Origin of the sequence: Saccharothrix coeruleofusca (assembly GCF_017876325.1) — a bacterium.
Lineage (GTDB): Bacteria > Actinomycetota > Actinomycetes > Mycobacteriales > Pseudonocardiaceae > Actinosynnema > Actinosynnema coeruleofuscum.
Genome location: NZ_JAGINV010000001.1, coordinates 564,024 through 580,072, shown reverse-complemented (window position 1 = coordinate 580,072; position 16,049 = coordinate 564,024). Strand labels below are relative to the sequence as shown.

18 protein-coding genes are annotated in these 16,049 nt (G+C 71.8%); 10 read left to right on the top strand and 8 right to left on the bottom strand.

Features of this window, described 5'->3' with window-relative positions:
* Window positions 1-19: 19 nt before the first annotated feature.
* Together JOF41_RS02895 and JOF41_RS02890 are read left to right on the top strand one after the other, a co-directional pair.
* On the top strand, window positions 20-1,744 hold the full coding sequence (locus tag JOF41_RS02895; RefSeq protein WP_244989492.1) for a DEDD exonuclease domain-containing protein: 1,725 nt from the start codon (window positions 20-22) through the stop codon (window positions 1,742-1,744).
* Between the two features lie 40 nt (window positions 1,745-1,784).
* A complete protein-coding gene (locus JOF41_RS02890; RefSeq protein ID WP_189221944.1) occupies window positions 1,785-2,069 on the top strand; it encodes an Lrp/AsnC family transcriptional regulator in 285 nt (94 codons plus the stop codon).
* Window positions 2,070-2,131: 62 nt separating this feature from the next.
* Here the strand turns inward: JOF41_RS02890 and qcrB are convergent, their stop codons facing one another.
* Genes qcrB through ctaE form a run of 4 tightly spaced genes read right to left on the bottom strand, consistent with a single transcriptional unit; the run spans window position 2,132 to window position 6,385 of the window.
* The gene (gene qcrB, locus JOF41_RS02885; protein WP_209615926.1) at window positions 2,132-3,805 is read right to left on the bottom strand and encodes a cytochrome bc1 complex cytochrome b subunit; all 1,674 of its coding nucleotides are present in this window, start codon (window positions 3,803-3,805) and stop codon (window positions 2,132-2,134) included.
* Window positions 3,802-4,926, bottom strand: coding sequence for a cytochrome bc1 complex Rieske iron-sulfur subunit (qcrA, locus tag JOF41_RS02880; RefSeq protein WP_189221945.1), 1,125 nt, complete (start codon window positions 4,924-4,926; stop codon window positions 3,802-3,804). Before qcrA ends, qcrB begins: the two co-directional genes overlap by 4 nt.
* A complete protein-coding gene (qcrC, locus tag JOF41_RS02875; protein ID WP_189221946.1) occupies window positions 4,923-5,735 on the bottom strand; it encodes a cytochrome bc1 complex diheme cytochrome c subunit in 813 nt (270 codons plus the stop codon). Before qcrC ends, qcrA begins: the two co-directional genes overlap by 4 nt.
* Window positions 5,736-5,776: 41 nt before the next feature.
* Complete coding sequence (ctaE, locus tag JOF41_RS02870; protein WP_189221947.1) at window positions 5,777-6,385, bottom strand: aa3-type cytochrome oxidase subunit III; 609 nt, start codon at window positions 6,383-6,385, stop codon at window positions 5,777-5,779.
* An 83-nt stretch (window positions 6,386-6,468) separates the two neighbouring features.
* Between ctaE and JOF41_RS02865 the strand changes: the two genes are divergently transcribed.
* The 5 genes from JOF41_RS02865 (at window position 6,469) to JOF41_RS02845 (ending at window position 9,942) form a co-directional block, all read left to right on the top strand.
* On the top strand, window positions 6,469-6,861 hold the full coding sequence (locus JOF41_RS02865) for a hypothetical protein (protein ID WP_209624001.1): 393 nt from the start codon (window positions 6,469-6,471) through the stop codon (window positions 6,859-6,861).
* Window positions 6,862-6,912: 51 nt separating this feature from the next.
* A complete protein-coding gene (locus JOF41_RS02860; RefSeq protein WP_189221948.1) occupies window positions 6,913-7,323 on the top strand; it encodes a hypothetical protein in 411 nt (136 codons plus the stop codon).
* Between the two features lie 7 nt (window positions 7,324-7,330).
* Window positions 7,331-8,386, top strand: a complete 1,056-nt coding sequence (gene trpD / locus JOF41_RS02855; protein ID WP_209615923.1) for an anthranilate phosphoribosyltransferase — start codon at window positions 7,331-7,333, stop codon at window positions 8,384-8,386.
* A 130-nt stretch (window positions 8,387-8,516) separates the two neighbouring features.
* Window positions 8,517-9,191: a lysophospholipid acyltransferase family protein gene (locus JOF41_RS02850; protein ID WP_209615920.1), complete on the top strand. Its 675-nt coding sequence runs from the start codon at window positions 8,517-8,519 to the stop codon at window positions 9,189-9,191.
* A gap of 154 nt (window positions 9,192-9,345) precedes the next feature.
* The gene (locus JOF41_RS02845) at window positions 9,346-9,942 is read left to right on the top strand and encodes a TetR/AcrR family transcriptional regulator (RefSeq protein WP_307867196.1); all 597 of its coding nucleotides are present in this window, start codon (window positions 9,346-9,348) and stop codon (window positions 9,940-9,942) included.
* Window positions 9,943-10,006: 64 nt separating this feature from the next.
* Here the strand turns inward: JOF41_RS02845 and JOF41_RS02840 are convergent, their stop codons facing one another.
* The gene (locus JOF41_RS02840) at window positions 10,007-10,423 is read right to left on the bottom strand and encodes a cytochrome c oxidase subunit 4 (protein ID WP_189221952.1); all 417 of its coding nucleotides are present in this window, start codon (window positions 10,421-10,423) and stop codon (window positions 10,007-10,009) included.
* Window positions 10,424-10,436: 13 nt separating this feature from the next.
* On the bottom strand, window positions 10,437-11,372 hold the full coding sequence (gene ctaC / locus JOF41_RS02835; protein ID WP_189221953.1) for an aa3-type cytochrome oxidase subunit II: 936 nt from the start codon (window positions 11,370-11,372) through the stop codon (window positions 10,437-10,439).
* 192 nt (window positions 11,373-11,564) lie between these two features.
* Between ctaC and asnB the strand changes: the two genes are divergently transcribed.
* Together asnB and JOF41_RS02825 are read left to right on the top strand one after the other, a co-directional pair.
* Window positions 11,565-13,493 (top strand): asparagine synthase (glutamine-hydrolyzing), encoded by a 1,929-nt coding sequence (asnB, locus tag JOF41_RS02830; protein WP_189221954.1) that lies wholly within the window; start codon window positions 11,565-11,567, stop codon window positions 13,491-13,493.
* A 91-nt stretch (window positions 13,494-13,584) separates the two neighbouring features.
* Window positions 13,585-13,755 (top strand): hypothetical protein, encoded by a 171-nt coding sequence (locus tag JOF41_RS02825; protein ID WP_189221955.1) that lies wholly within the window; start codon window positions 13,585-13,587, stop codon window positions 13,753-13,755.
* A gap of 110 nt (window positions 13,756-13,865) precedes the next feature.
* Here the strand turns inward: JOF41_RS02825 and JOF41_RS02820 are convergent, their stop codons facing one another.
* Both JOF41_RS02820 and JOF41_RS02815 read right to left on the bottom strand, forming a co-directional pair.
* Window positions 13,866-14,240 carry a HesB/IscA family protein gene (locus JOF41_RS02820; protein ID WP_189221956.1) on the bottom strand — a complete coding sequence of 125 codons (375 nt, stop codon included), beginning with the start codon at window positions 14,238-14,240 and terminating at the stop codon, window positions 13,866-13,868.
* Between the two features lie 114 nt (window positions 14,241-14,354).
* A complete protein-coding gene (locus JOF41_RS02815) occupies window positions 14,355-15,362 on the bottom strand; it encodes a glycerate kinase family protein (RefSeq protein ID WP_209615915.1) in 1,008 nt (335 codons plus the stop codon).
* A gap of 42 nt (window positions 15,363-15,404) precedes the next feature.
* On the opposite strand from JOF41_RS02815, the gene JOF41_RS02810 reads away from it, so the two are divergent.
* On the top strand, window positions 15,405-16,034 hold the full coding sequence (locus JOF41_RS02810) for a DUF3043 domain-containing protein (protein WP_189221958.1): 630 nt from the start codon (window positions 15,405-15,407) through the stop codon (window positions 16,032-16,034).
* The last annotated feature ends 15 nt before the right edge of the window (window positions 16,035-16,049 follow it).

Sequence of the window (16,049 nt, the reverse complement as noted above, 5' to 3'; positions counted from 1 at the left end):
AGCGGTTACGGTGCCCGCGATGACGACCCCGGCGACCGGCGCGGCCCCGGCCCAGCTCTCCTTCGACGAGCTGGGCACCCCGCTGCGCGAGACCACCTTCGTGGTGGTCGACCTGGAGACCACCGGCGCCCGCGCGGCCGAGGACGCGATCACCGAGATCGGCGCGGTCAAGGTGCGCGGCGGGCGGGTGCTGGGCGAGTTCGGCACCCTGGTCGACCCCGAGCGCGGCATCCCGCCGCAGGTCGCCGCGCTGACCGGGATCACCGAGCGGATGGTCGCCGACGCGCCCAAGCTGGCCGCGGTGCTGCCCGCGTTCCTGGAGTTCGCCGCGGGCGCGGTGCTGGTGGCGCACAACTCCGGGTTCGACGTGGGCTTCCTCAAGGCCGCCTGCGAGCGGCACGGCTACCCCTGGCCCAAGCCCCCGGTGGTGTGCACGGTCCGGCTGGCCCGGCGGGTGCTCAGCCGCGAGGAGGCCCCCAGCTGCAAGCTGTCCGCGCTGGCCGAGCTGTTCCGGGTGCCGGTGACGCCCAACCACCGGGCGCTGACCGACGCCCGCGCCACCGTCGAGGTGCTGCACCGCCTGCTGGAGCGGGTCGGCTCGGTAGGCGTGCACTCGGTCGAGGAGCTGCTGGCCTATCTGCCGGAGGTGACGCCGCAGCAGCGCCGCAAGCGCGAACTGGCCGCGCACCTGCCCAACGCGCCCGGCGTGTACCTGTTCCGCGGCCCCAACGAGGAGGTGCTCTACGTCGGCACGGCGTCGGACCTGCGCCGCCGGGTGCGCCAGTACTTCACCGCCAGCGAGGGCAGGCAGCGGCTGCGCGAGATGGTCGCGCTGGCCGTCCGGGTCGACGCGGTGCCGTGCGCGCACCCGCTGGAAGCCGAGGTGCGCGAGCTGCGGCTGATCACCGCGCACAAGCCCGCCTACAACCGCAGGTCCAAGAACCAGGGTGCGTGGTGGCTGGCGCTGACCGACGAGGCGTTCCCACGGCTGTCCCTGGTCCGCACGCCGCGCGACGGGGCGGTGGGGCCGTTCCGCACCCGGCGCGCCGCCGAGGAGGCCATGGAGGCGCTCCTGGAGGCCGTTCCGCTGCGGGCGTGCGCGCAGCGCATCCCGGCGCGCGCCCCGTCCGGCAGCCCGTGCGCCCTGTTCGAGCTGGGCCGCTGCAAAGCCCCCTGCGCGGGGCGGCAGAGCGCGGAGGACTACGCCCCGGCCGTGCGGGCGCTGCGGGACCTGGTGGCCGGGGTGAGCACCGCCCCGCTGCGCGACGCGGCCGAGCAGCTGGCGGAACTGGCGCTGGCGCACCGGTTCGAGGAGGCCGCGACGCGCCGCGACCGCCTGGCCCGGCTGGTGCGCGCGCTGGACCGGGGGCAGCGCCTGGCGGGCCTGGCCGCGCTGCCCGAGCTGGTGGCCGCCCGACCCGACGACGCGGGCGGCTGGGAGTTCGCCGTGGTGCGGCACGGCAGGCTGGCCGGCGCCGGGGTGGCCCGGCGCGGCACGCCGCCGATGCCGGTGGTGGAGGCGCTGGTGGCGGCGGCGGAGACGGTGGTGCCGTCGGCCGGGCCGCTGCGCGGCGCGCCCGCCGAGGAGGTCGGCGTGGTGCTGCGCTGGCTGGAGCGGCCGGGCACCCGGCTGGTCCGCTGCGACACGCCGTGGTCATCGCCCGCCGGGGCGGCGGGCAGCTGGCGGCCGTGGGCGGAACTCGCCGACGCGGGCCGCGACCAGTACCGGTTCACCGGCCACTAGCATGTGAGCAGGTCGAACCCGACGACGATGGAGGACCGCTGTGATCACCGCGATCGTGCTGATCCAGGCCGCCGCAGACACCATCCCGGACGCGGCGCAGGCGATCGCCGACATCGAGGGCGTCACGGAGGTCTACTCCTGCGCGGGTGACGTCGACCTGATCGCCCTGGTGAAGGTGGCCCGGCACGAGGACCTGGCCGACCTGGTGCCCGGCCGGATCAGCAAGGTGGCGGGCGTGCTCAACACCGACACCCACATCTCGTTCCGCTCGTACTCCAAGCGCGACACCGAAGCCGCCTTCTCCATCGGCCTCGACGACGCCTGACCGGCGGCCGCACAGCAGAGGGGCCCCGCACCGATCGGTGCGGGGCCCCTCTCGTGTCGCGCTCAGGCCTCAGGCTGGGCGGGCTTGCCCGCGGGCAGCTCCTCGGCGGGCTTGTTCTCCCCGGTCAGCGCGTCGGCCGACACGCCCCGGCTGGCGCGGGCGCGGGCCAGCGCCGCGGTCTCCTCGGGGGCGTCCGGCGTCAGGAAGCTGCCGGGCACCGGGTGACCCGCCGAACCCAGCTTGTTCATCTTCTTCGGCACCGGCGCCGCCTGGTACTCCAGCGGCAGCGGGTGGCCGTGCTCGTCCACCGGGCCCAGCGGCTGGTGGACCTCGATGAACTCGCCGTGCGGCAGGCGCTTGATGATGCCGGTCTCCACGCCGTGCTCCAGCACCTCGCGGTCGGCGCGCTGCAGGCCGATGCAGATCCGGTAGGTGATGAAGTAGGTGATCGGCGGGACCAGCAGCATCCCGATGCGACCCGCCCAGGTCATCGCGTTGAGCGAGATGTCGAACTTCATCGCGATGATGTCGTTGCCGCCGGAGATCAGCAGCACCATGAAGTACGCGATCGCCATCATGCCCAGCGAGGTCCGCACCGGCACGTCGCGGGGCCGCTGGAGCAGGTTGTGGTGCGCGTGGTCCTTGGTCATCCTGCGCTCGATCCACGGGTACACCGCGGCCAGGCCGGTCAGCAGCGGCAGACCCAGGATGAACGGCAGGAACGGCTCGGGCACCGTGTAGTTGCCCAGGTACAGCTCCCACGCGGGCCACAGCCGGATCAGGCCGTCGGTCCAGCCCATGTACCAGTCCGGCTGCACGCCCGCGGACACCTGGCCCGCGTTGTACGGGCCGAAGTTCCAGATCGGGTTGATCTGGAACACGCCGCCCATGATCGCGGTGACGCCGACGACGATGGCGAAGAAGCCGCCGCCCTTGGCCGCGAACACCGGCATGATGCGCACGCCGACGACGTTGCTCTCCTTGCGGCCCACACCGGGGAACTGGGTGTGCTTCTGGTACCACACCAGGCCCAGGTGCACCGCGACCAGCGCCAGGATGACCGCCGGGATGACCAGGATGTGCAGCGTGTAGAGCCGGGGGATGATCTCGGTGCCGGGGAACTCGCCGCCGAACAGCGTCCAGTTCAGCCAGGTGCCGATCACCGGGAACGAGATCAGCAGGCCCGCCATCACCCGCAGGCCGGTGCCGGAGAGCAGGTCGTCGGGCAGCGAGTAGCCGAGGAAGCCCTCGATCGCGCCGAGCATGAACAGCAGGATGCCGATGACCCAGTTGATCTCGCGCGGGCGCCGGAACGCGCCGGTGAAGAACACCCGGAACATGTGCACCACGATCGCGCCCATGAACAGCAGCGCCGCCCAGTGGTGCACCTGGCGCACGAACAGGCCGCCGCGCACGTCGAAGGAGATCTCCAGCGACGACTCGTAGGCCCGCGACATCGGGATGCCCAGCAGGTTCTGGAAGCTGCCGTCGTAGATGACCTCCTCCATGGAGGGGTCGAAGAACAGCGCCAGGTAGGTGCCCGACAGCAGCAGCACGATGAAGCTGTAGAGCGCGACCTCACCGAGCAGGAACGACCAGTGGGTCGGGAAGACCTTGTTCAACTGCCTGCGCAGACCGCTGGCCATGCTCAGCCGGTCGTCGGCCCACTTGGCGGCGCCACCCGCCGCGCGGGCCCCCAGGCCCTGCCGCCTCGTCGGCGTGGTGATGCCGCTCATGACTTACGCTCCCAGAACGCCGGACCCACAGCCTCGATGAAGTCGCTGCGGGCGATCAGATAACCGTCTTCGTCGACCGTGATCGGCAGCTGCGGCAGGGCGCGGGTGGCCGGGCCGAACCGCGGCTTGCCGTAGTGGAAGACGTCGAACTGCGACTGGTGGCACGGGCACAGCAGCAACCCGGTCTGCTGCTCGTACAGCGAGGCCGGGCACCCGAGGTGGGTGCACACCTTGGAGTAGGCGTAGATGTCGCCGTAGTTGAAGTCCTCCTGGCCCGCGCGCTTGACGATCTGCTGACCGGGGCGGAAGCGCAGCAGCATGACCGGGTTGTCGGCCCGCTTGGTCGCCATGATCAGCGCGTGCTCGTCGTTGCGCTCGGACTCCCGGAACGGGAAGACGGTCAGGAAGCCGCCCGCCTCGATGTCCTCCGGGCGCAGCAGCTGCACCTCGTGCGGGTCGCCGGTGTAGTTGCGCAGGTAGACCTTCTCGCCGTTCTCCGACTTCCAGCCGGTGTGCCACAGCGAGTCCTTCGAGTCGCTGTCCGCCCACGGGTTGCGCACCAGGCCGCCCAGCGGCAGCACCAGCACGCCCAGGCCGAACACGCCCGCGCCCAGGCCCGCGGTGCGCTTGATCAGCGACCGGCGGCCGAGGCCGCTGCGCTCGCCCGCGTCGGCCAGCTCGGCGACCACGGTGGCCTTGTCCACCTCGGAGGAGCCGCCCTCGTGGCGCTGCTGGACGGCCAGCTCCTCGGGCAGGAACTTCTTCGTGTACAGCAGCGCGCCCACGCCCAGGGCGGTGATGGACAGACCGAGGGTCAGGCCGATGATCGGGGTGTAGAGGCTGAACAGGAAGTGCGCGTCGGTGTTGGGCGTCTCGTACTTCCACGGCCAGAACAGGAACGCGGCCAGGAACGCCAGACCCGACAGCGCGGCGATGAGGAACCACAGGGCGACCGAGCGCTCGGCGCGCTTCTCGGCCCTGGTGCCCTTGACCGGCCACCGCTCCTCGTAGTGGACCAGTTCGACGTCGTCGAGCTTGGTCCCGAGCCGGACCAGCTCGTCCCGGCTCATGTCCGCGAGTTCCGCCTCGCTGGGCAGGTTGTCCGGCTTCTCGCCGCTCATGCCTTGGCTCCGATCCAGAGGGTCACGCCGACCAGGGCGGCGATCCCCACGATGAACGCGATCAGACCCTCCGATACCGGCCCGAGGCCGCCGAGGGGGGCGCCGCCGGGGTTGTTGTTCCCGTCGGTCACCGACTTGATGTAAGCGATGATGTCCTCCTTCTCCTCCGGCGTGAGCTGCCGGTCGGAGAACTTGGGCATGTTCTGCGGGCCCGTGAGCATCGCGGTGTAGATCTGCTCCTCGGTCACGCCGTCCAGCTGGGGTGCGAACTTGCCGGACGACAGCGCCCCGCCGCGGCCGGTGAAGTTGTGGCACGAGCTGCAGTTGAGGCGGAAGAGCTCACCGCCGCGGGCCGGGTCGTCGCCGCGCAGCGCCTGGCCGCCCTCGTCGGGGCTGACCGGGCCGCCGCCGCGGGACTGGATGAACGCGCCGAGCGCGTCGATCTGCTCCGGGGTGAACTTGGTGGGCTTGCGCTGCCCCTGGGCCTCCTGCCTGGCCAGCGGCATGCGGCCGGAGGAGACCTGGAAGTACACGGCCGCGTCGCCCACGCCGATCAGGCTGGGGCCGCGCCCCTCCACGCCGTCGAGGTTCTTGCCGTGGCAGGAGATGCAGGTGTTGTTGTAGAGCTGCTCGCCCAGCCGCACCTGGGCCGGGTCTTCCTGCGCCTGCGCGGTCTGCGGCTGCGGCGCCAGTGCGCTGAACAGGAACCCGGCGCTCAGCAGCGCGAAGCCCAGCGCGAGCAGGCCGGAGATCCGCCGCCGCAGCTTGGTGCCGCGCTTCCGGGCCCTTGTGGTGTTGGTGGTGGTCATGTGTGCGGCAACCCTTGCTAGTGAGTTCGGGGTTCGGCTGGTCAGGGCACGATGTAGATGACGGCGAACAAGCCGATCCAGACGACGTCGACGAAGTGCCAGTAGTAGGACACGACGATCGCGGAGGTCGCCTGGGCCGGGGTGAACTTGCTCAGCTTCGTGCGCACCAGCAGGTACCCGAACGCGATCAGACCGCCGATCACGTGCAGGCCGTGGAAGCCGGTGGTCAGGTAGAAGACCGTGCCGAACGCCGAGCCGGCGATGGTGGTGCCCTCGTGGACGAGGTTGACGTACTCCCCCGCCTGGCCCGCGACGAAGATCGCACCCATGACGAGCGTCGCGACGTACCAGCGGCGCAGGCCGAACACGTCACCGCGCTCGGCGGCGAACACGCCGAACTGGCAGGTGAACGACGAGGCCACCAGGATGATCGTGAAGAACAGCGCGTAGGGCACGTTCAGGTGGGTCGGCTCTGGTGGCCAGTGCCCTTCGTTCTGGGCCTTCACCGTGAAGAACATGGCGAAGAGCCCGGCGAAGAACATGAGCTCACTGGACAACCAGACGATCGTGCCGACGCTGACCATGTTCGGGCGGTTCAGCGAGTGCACGCGCTGGCCGATGGAGGGCGCTGCCGTGGTCACACGACGCATTATTGCTTGGGCGTTTTCGCTCCGCCCATCGGGTCGGGGGCAGGTGGGCGTCGTTGTCCAGGTCACAGGGAGGTGAGGGCGCGGTGGGATGGCTGGCCCGGTGGAGGCAGCGGCGCGCCGAGCGCCGGGTTCCCGCGCTGCGGGTCGACTCGCCGGGGCTGGAGGTGGTGGTCGAGGCGTTCGACCTCGCCGAGGCCGACTCCGCCGCGCTGGCGCGCTCGCCGCGCTGGCGCGGCGACCGGCCCGCGGTGCTGCGCCACCACCTCGAACTGCCCCCTGACCAGGTGGAACAGGCCCGCAGGCTGCTCGCTCCGGACGGCTGGGAGCTGCGCGGCGAGCGGCCGGTGCACGCGCTGCGGGTGCAGCGGCTGGACGCGCTGCACTGCGCCCAGGAGCGGGCCAGGATGGCCGGGCTGGCCCAGCGGCTGGGCGGCGACTGGATCGGGTGGGACGCACTGCAGGTCCCGCCCGCTTAGCCCGATAGCATCACCGGCACCTGGCACCCGACCCGTCGGAGGACCGCGCAGATGAGCACGCAGACGACCAGGATCCTGGTGTTCAGCCACCGCCCGGAGGTGCGTGAGACGATCATCACGGCGGTGGGGCGCAGGCCCGCCCCGGACCTGGGCCGCGTCGACTACGTCGAGGCGGGTGCGATCGCCGACGTGCTCTACGAGATGGACAAGGGCGGCGTCGACCTGGCCATCCTGGACGGCGAGGCGCAGCCGACCGGCGGCATGGGGCTGTGCCGCCAGCTCAAGAACGAGATCGCGGACTGCCCGCCGATCGTCGTGGCGGTGCGCCGCAAGGACGACCGCTGGCTGGCCACCTGGTCGCAGGCGGACGCGGTGCTGGTGCACCCGCTGGACCCGCTGGCCGCCGCCGAGACCGTGGCCGAGGTGCTGCGCTCCGCGGTGCTGCCCGCCACGCGCGGCTGAGCGCGCGATGGCCGAGCAGACCTGGCCGCTGCTGCTGAACCGGCTCATCGACGGTGTCGACCTCAGCGAGGCCGACACCGGCTGGGCGATGGACCAGATCATGTCCGGCGCGGCGACGCCCGCCCAGATCGGCGCGTTCGCGGTGGCGCTGCGCGCCAAGGGCGAGACGCCCGAGGAGGTCGACGGCCTGGCCAGGGCGATGCTGCGGCACGCGCGCCTGTTCACCGTGGCCGGGCGGGCGGCGGACATCGTCGGCACCGGCGGCGACAACTCCGGGTCGGTGAACATCTCCACGATGGCGACCCTGGTGGCGGCCGCGGCGGGCGTGCCGGTGGTCAAGCACGGCAACCGGGCGGCCTCGTCCAAGTGCGGCACGGCGGACGTGCTGGAGGCGCTGGGGGTGGCCATCGACCTGCCCCCCGACGGCGTCGCGGCCACCGTGGCCGAACTGGGCGTCGGCTTCTGCTTCGCGCCGGTGTTCCACCCCTCGTTCCGGCACACCGCCGCGCCCCGGCGGGAGATCGGCATCCCGACCTCGTTCAACCTGCTGGGCCCGCTGACCAACCCGGCCCAGCCCGCGGTGGGGCTGATCGGCTGCGCCCGCGCCGCGGCGGCCCCGCTGATCGCGGGCGTGTTCGCCCGGCGCGGCAGCACGGCGCTGGTGGTGCGCGGCGACGACGGCCTGGACGAGATCACCACGACCACCACCACGTCGGTGTGGGTGGTCGACGGCGGCCGGGTGCGCACCGACCGCGTCGACCCGGCCGAGCTGGGCATCGCCCCGGCCCGACCGGAGGACCTGCGCGGCGGTGACGCGGCGGTCAACGCCGAGGTGGTGCGGGAGCTGGTGGGCGGCAAGCCGGGTCCGGTGCGCGACGCGGTGCTGCTCAACGCGGCGGGCGCCATCGCGGTCCACGGCGGCCTGTCCGGCGACCTGCGCGCCGACCTGGCGGCCGGGATGGAGCGCGCGGCCACCGCGGTGGACTCGGGCGCCGCAGCGGAGCTGCTGCGCCGCTGGGCGACCCGCTCGACGCGGCTGAAGGCCGAGCTGGCCGGGAAGTGACCCCTCGAAAGCCCCCGGACCACACGTCCGGGGTGCTTCCGGCCGACGGCTCGGGGTACCCCTGAAATGCCCCCTGAGGTGTGAACCACCTTTTCACCACGGGGCAACAACGGGAGGTCATGCTGTTCCCATGCTCTACACGGTGATGAAGCGGCTGGTTGCCCCCACGGCGCGGCTGGTGTACCGGCCCACCGTCGAAGGGCTGGAGAACGTGCCCACGACCGGCCCGGTGATCCTGGCCCCCAACCACCTGTCGTTCATCGACAGCGTCGTCCTGCCGATGGTGGTGCCGCGCCGGGTGTCGTTCCTGGCCAAGGCCGAGTACTTCGAGGGGCGCGGGGTCAAGGGCGCGCTGTCGCGGTACTTCTTCTCCTCGCTCGGGCACGTCCCGGTGCGCCGCGGGCTGGGCCGGGCCGCGCGGGCGTCGCTGGACACCGCCGCGGCCGTGCTGGCGGCGGGGCAGGCGTTCGCGATCTACCCCGAGGGCACCCGGTCGCTGGACGGCAGGCTGCACCGCGGGCGCACCGGTGTGGCGCGCATCGCGCTGGAGTCCGGGGCACCGGTGGTCCCGGTCGGCATCATCGGCACCGACAAGGTGCAGCCGGTCGGCTCGAGGATCCCCCGGATCTGCCCGGTGACCATCCGGTTCGGCGAGCCGCTGGACTTCTCCCGCTACGCGGGGATGCAGGACTCGCTGCCGGTGCTGCGGTCGGTCACCGACGAGATCGTCTACCGCATCCTGGAGCTGTCCGGGCAGGACTACGTGGATTCCTACCAGGCTTCCTCCGGCCAGGAAGCGGCCTGATCGACCGGGGTCGGGCGACTTCGTAGGCTTGCTCCCGGTGCCCGCCAGGCCACCCGGCCGGGTCGCCCATGGGTCACACTGAAGCGGAGCGCCCTTCCGCGAGCGACGGGAACCGCGCTCCGCTTGGTCGGTCGTCGCCGCGGGAGGAGAGCGCGTGTCCACTGGGAGCCGGTCCGCCGATGTGCCCGTCCGCGGCAAGCGGGCCGACGCGCTGCGCAACCAGCAGGCGCTGGTGGCCGCGGCCGCCGCGGTGTTCGTCACCTCCGGCGTGGACGCGCCGATCCGGGAGATCGCGGCCAGGGCGGGCGTCGGCATCGGGACGATCTACCGCCACTTCCCGACCAGGGCCGACCTCGTCGTCGCCGTGTACCGCCACCAGGTCGAGGCGTGCGCCGAGGCAGGCGCGGCCCTGCTGGCCGAGGCGGGTTCGCCCTTCGCGGCGCTGCGCCGGTGGGTCGACCTGTTCGTCGAGTTCCTGGTCACCAAGCACGGGCTCGCCAAGGCGCTGCAGTCCGACGACAGCGGCTTCGAGTCGCTGCACGCGTACTTCCTCGACCGCTTGGTGCCCGTCTGCGCGCGCCTGCTCGACGCCGCGGTCGACGCGGGCGAGATCGAGCCCGGCACGCGCGCCTACGAGCTGATGCGCGGCGTGGGCAACCTGTGCGTCGGGCACGAGAGCAACCCGGACTACGACCCGAACAGGCTGGTGGAGCTGCTCCTGCGGGGTCTGCGGCGGCCCCAGTCGTCCTGAGAGGACGCGAAACGGCGGAGGGGCGCTACCCGGACCGGGTAGCGCCCCTCCGCCGTTGAGCAGGTCACTCGTGGTTGGGACCGGTGTGGTACTCGAACACCAGGCCGCCCACGGCGATCAGGATCAGCACGACCGCGATCACCAGCAGCCACACGTGCCAGAACGCCAGGCCGACGCCCGCCACGGCGGCGGCCGCCGCCAGGCCCAGCGGCCAGTAGCTGCCGGGGCTGAAGAAGCCCAGCTCACCGGCGCCGTCGCTGATCTCCGCGTCCGGGTTGTCCTCCGGCCGCACCTCGATGCGGCGGGCGACGAACCGGAAGTAGGTGCCGACGATGAGCGCCAGGCCACCGGTCAGCGCCAGCGCCACCACGCCCACCGGCTCCACGTGGTCGGTGTCGGCCCAGGTCCAGTAGCCGTAGACCACGGCCACCAGGAACGAGAACACGGTCACCAAGTCAAAAATGCGTGCTTCGACCTTCATGGTGGGCGCTCTCCTACCTGCTGCCGTCGCCGGACGCCTCGCGGACGGTCCGGTCGGTCTCGAAGGGCTTGGTGGTCACGGCGTGCGGCGTGCACAGCTCGCCGCAGTCCAGTTCGGTCAGCGCCTCCGCGGCGGTGTAGGGCGCCCCGGTCTTGTCGTTGGTCTGCTGCCGCAGCTGGATGTAGCGGTCGAACAGGGCGGGCTCCAGCGCGCGGACCTCGAAGTTCATCACCGCGTGGTAGGTGCCGCACAGCTCGGCGCAGCGGCCGACGAACGAACCGGGCCGGTCGATCCGGTCGATCTGGAACGAGTTGTCCTGGTTGTTCTTCTCCGGGCTCGGGAAGACGTCCCGCTTGAAGTGGAACTCCGGCACGTAGAACGAGTGGATGACGTCGGTGGAGCGCAGCGTGAAGCGGATGCGCTTGTCCGAGGGCAGCACCAGCAGCGGGATCTCGTTGGAGGTGCCGACCGTGGTGACCGGCAGGTCGCTCTCCTCGGTCTTGTAGCCGGGGTACTGGAACTCCCAGTTCCACTGGAACCCGATCACGTCGACGGTCACGTCCGGCTGCTCGGACTTGTCGGTGACGTAGTTCTGGGTGACCGCGGTGAAGTAGAACAGCACCGCGACGATGATCGTCGGCACGACCAGCAGGACCAGCTCCAGCGGCAGGTTGTAGGCCACCTGGCGGGGCAGGTCCTCGCTCTTCTTGCGGTGGAACGCGACGGACCAGAGGATCAGGCCCCACACGATCACGCCGACCACCAGCGCGGCGATGACCGACCAGGTCCACAGCTCGCGCATCCGGTCCGCCTGCGGCGTCACGCCCACCGGCCAGCCGAAGCGCAGCACCTCATCCGTGGAGCAACCCGTGGCCCCGATGCCGACCAGGCCGACCAGCCCGGTGACCTTCGCCAGCCGAGCTGCCCTGGTGCCCTCCTTCAGGCCCACTGCTCGCCGCCTCCTCGCTGCTGAAAGCTCGCAGGCAAGGGTGGAACTCGCCCTTGCCGGATCATGCGGGAGCGTAGCTCAGCGCGGCGCGTGCCACCCCTCGGGGGCAGCGGGGTGCGGTGCAGTTTCGGTCACAGGACGGGCCCCCGGCATACTGGGGACTTATCTACACGACACGGAGGGTGTTGCGCCTTGTGCGGCCTGGTGGGACTGGTTTGCCCTAGCGAGAACGACGCCGTGCACGCGCGGCAGGCGGTGGCGGGGGCCCTGCGCTGCATGCGGCACCGCGGCCCCGACGAGAGCGGTACCTGGCAGGGCGATGAGGTCGTGTTCGGCTTCAACCGGCTGTCGATCATCGACATCGAGCACTCGCACCAGCCCCTGCACTGGGGCCCGCCCGAGCAGCCCGGCCGGTACACGATCCTGTTCAACGGCGAGATCTACAACTACCTGGAGCTGCGCGCCGAGCTGGCGGAGCGGCACGGGGCGGTGTTCGGCACCGACGGCGACACCGAGACCATCGTGGCCGCCTACCACTACCTGGGCCCGGCCTCGGTGGCCAAGCTGCGCGGCATGTTCGCGTTCCTGATCTGGGACTCGCACCGCAAGGTGGTCTTCGGGGCGCGCGACCCGTTCGGCATCAAGCCGCTGTACTACGCCACCGGCCCGCGCGGCGTGGCGTTCTCCAGCGAGAAGAAGAGCGTGCTGGAGCTGGCCCCGGCGCTGGGCATCCAGCCGAAGCTGGACCGCAAGGCGCTCCAGCACTACCTGATCCTGCAGTACGTGCCGGAACCGGAGTCGATGCACGGTGAGATTCACCGCATCGAGTCCGGCACCTCGTTCACCGTGGCGCCCGGCGGGCGGCCCGTGGTCGAGCGGTACTTCCCGGCCACCTTCCGGCCGCGCGTGGTGCACGGCGAGGCCGACGCCAACCGGCTCTACGACGAGATCACCGAGGCGCTGCGCGACTCGGTGGCCAAGCACATGCGCGCGGACGTGACGGTCGGCTCGTTCCTGTCCGGCGGCATCGACTCGACCGTGGTCGCGGCGCTGGCCAAGGAGCACAACCCGGACCTGGTCACGTTCACCACCGGGTTCGAGCGCCAGGGGTACTCGGAGATCGACGTGGCCGCCGAGTCGGCCGCGGCGATCGGGGTCAAGCACGTGGTGCGGGCGGTGACGGCGCAGGAGATGATGGAGTCCCTGCCGCTGATCACCTGGTACCTGGACGACCCGGTGGCCGACCCGGCGCTGGTGCCGCTGTGGTTCATCGCCCGCGAGGCGCGCAAGCACGTCAAGGTGGTGCTCTCCGGCGAGGGCGCGGACGAGCTGTTCGGCGGCTACACGATCTACCGCGAGCCGCTGTCGCTGGCGCCGTTCGACAAGGTGCCGGGCGCGCTGCGCAAGGCCATGGGCAAGGTCTCCACCAAGATCCCGCAGGGCGTGCGCGGCAAGGACCTGCTGCGGCGCGGCGCGCTGACGCTGGAGGAGCGCTACTACGGCAACGCGCGCATCTTCCTGGACGACCAGCTGCGGCAGGTGCTGCGCACCTACGACCCGGCGGTGTCGCACATGGACGTCACCGCGCAGCCCTACCGCGAGTCCGAGCAGTGGGACCCGGTGACCCGGATGCAGCACGTGGACCTGTTCACCTGGCTGCGCGGCGACATCCTGGTCAAGGCCGACAAGATGACCATGGCCAACTCGCTGGAGCTGCGGGTGCCGTTCCTGGACCCGGAGGTCTTCCGGGTCGCCTCGCAGGTCCCCTCGGAGCTGAAGCTGACCAGGGAGACCACCAAGTACGCGCTGCGCAGGGCGATCCGCGACATCGTGCCCGCGCACGTGCTCAACCGGCGCAAGCTGGGCTTCCCGGTACCGATCCGGCACTGGCTGCGCGAGGAGATGCACGACTGGGCCATCGACCACGTGCGCCAGTCGCAGACCGACCAGTACATCGACAAGGCGGGTGTGCTGCGGCTGATCGAGGAGCACCGGGCGGGCACGGCCGACCACAGCCGCCGCATCTGGGCGCTGCTGGTGTTCATGATCTGGCACGGGATCTTCGTCGAGGGCCGCATCCGGCCCGCGGTGCCCGAGCCGCACTACCCGGTCAAGCTCTGACCTGCGGAAACGCCACCAAGAAGCCCTACCGGGCGGTAGTACCGTCCGGTAGGGCTTTTGTCAAGCGTTTTCACCGCATACGGTCAATGGCGTGACGAACCAGGAGCCGGACACGCTGGCCGAGCTGATCGAGGACTGCACCGAACTGCCCGCGGAGCTGCGCCCCGCGCCGGCGTCGCTGCCCGAGGGGCGCACGGCGGCCCCGTGGGAGGTCGACGAGGGCTGCTACCAGCAGGTGGCCGACCTGGAGGTCTACGTCTGAGACCCGAGCACCCGAGGACCCCCGTCGAGCGGACGGGGGTCCTCCGCTTTTCGGCCCGTGGACGCGAAAAGGCCCCCGGTGCGCGCACCGGGGGCCTTTCTCGCGCTCGATCAGTGGAACGAGTCGCCGCAGGCGCACGAACCGCCCGCGTTCGGGTTGTCGATCGTGAAGCCCTGCTTCTCGATCGTGTCCACGAAGTCGATCACCGCGCCGTCGACGTACGGCGCGCTCATCCGGTCGACCGCCACCTTGAGACCGTTGAAGTCCCGCAGCGCGTCGCCGTCGAGCGTGCGCTCGTCGAAGAACAGCTGGTAGCGCAGGCCCGCGCAACCACCGGGCTGGACGGCGATGCGCAGGTGCATGTCGTCGCGACCCTCCTGGTCGAGCAGCGCCTTGGCCTTCACAGCCGCCGCGTCGGTCAACGTCACGCCGTGGGTGGGCGGCGCGTCAGGGGTCGAGGTGGCTGCATCCTGAGCGGTCGTCATGGCTCTCCCTCAGAGGTCCTTTGCGGGCAACTATCCCTAGCGAACACGGGCTGCACCCGCTTTGTTCCTCCCACCATGGTCGCACAACCTCGCGGTAGCGGGGTGTGACCGCCACTACCGCCGGGACCACCCCTTCGCGACGTGCGCGGCCAGGTCGGCCAGCGTGCCCGCCGGGTCGGCCAGCGACGCCGCCACCGACCCGGCGTGCTCGGCCACCGCGTAGGACTCCTGCACGCCCGCCGCCGCGGCCTCCCGGCGCCCCGCGGTGACCTGGCCCGCCAGCACCAGGCACGGCAGGCCGCGCTCGGCCGCGCCCGCCGCGACGGCGGTGACCAGCTTGCCGCGCAGCGACTGCCAGTCGAAGCTGCCCTCCCCGGTGACCGCCAGGTCGGCTCCGTCCAGCGCGGCGTCCAGGCCGGTCAGCCGCCGCACCAGGCCCGCGCCGGAGGTCACCTCCGCGCCCAGCGCCATCAGCGCCGCGCCCAGACCGCCCGCCGCGCCCGCGCCCGGCCGGTCGCGCACCCCGGCCAGCTCCTCCATCGCCGCCAGGCGGGCCTCCAGCCGTTCCACGGCCTGCGGCGAGGCCCCCTTCTGCGGGCCGAACACCCGCGCCGCGCCGTGCGGCCCCAGCAGCGGGTTCTCCACGTCGGAGGCGGCCACCAGTGCGGCGTCCACCGGGCCCACGGTGGCCAGCATCCCCGCGCCACCGTCGGTGGTGCCCGACCCGCCCAGACCCACGACGACGGTGTGCACCCCCTTCGCGGCGGCGATCAACTCCCCCACGCCGGCGGTCGTCGTCGTCTCGCACACCTGCGGCCGCAGCTCGGCGGGCACCAGGTGCAACCCGCACGCCTGGGCGGACTCGACGTAGGCGGTGCCGTCGTGCTCCAGCCACTCGGCGGTCACCGGGTCGCCCAGCGGGCCGGTCACGGTCTCCCGGTGCACGGTCCCGCCCAGCGCGGCGTGCAGCACGTCCACGAAGCCGGGGCCGCCGTCGGCCAGCGGGCGCAGCAGCAGCTCGTCACCGGGCGCGGTCCGCCGCCACCCCTCCGCGATGGCCTGCGCGGCCTCCCTGGCGGTCAGCGTGCCGCCGAAGCAGTCGGGCGCTATCACGATTCGCACCTGGCGAAGGGTACGGAACCGGGCATCTCCTACCCTGGTCCCGTGAGGTTCCTGCGCCGCAACACCGCCGAGGCCACCGAGACCGTCGAGGACACCCCCGCGGAGGTGACCCAGGTCGACCCGTCGCGCACCCCCGGCAAGGGCAGGCCCACCCCCAAGCGCCGCGAAGCCGAGGGCAAGCGGCGCGGCCCGGTCCCGCCGCCGCCCCGCACCCAGCGCGAGGCGCTCAAGCGGATGCGCGGCAACAAGGTTTCCAAGGAGGAGCGCCGCGCCGCGGCGGCCGAGCGCCGCCAGCGGATGATGGCGGGCGACGACAAGTACCTGCTGCCGCGCGACCGCGGCCCGGTCAAGGCCTACATCCGCGACGTGGTGGACTCCCGGCGCAACCTCATGGGCCTGTTCATGCCGCTGGCGATCGTGGTGTTCGTCGCGCTGCTGGTGCCCTCCCCGCTGATCCAGCAGTACGCGACGCTGCTGACCACGTTCATGCTGCTGGCGATGATCGTGGAGGGCTTCGTGCTGGGCCGCTTCGTCACCAAGCGGGTGCGGGCGAAGTTCCCGAAGGAACCGGTCAAGGGCCTGTCGGTGGGCTGGTACTCGTTCATCCGGGCCAGCCAGCTGCGCAAGCTGCGGGTGCCCAAGCCCAGGGTCGCCCCCGGCGCCAAGGTCTGAGCGCCAACTCGTTAG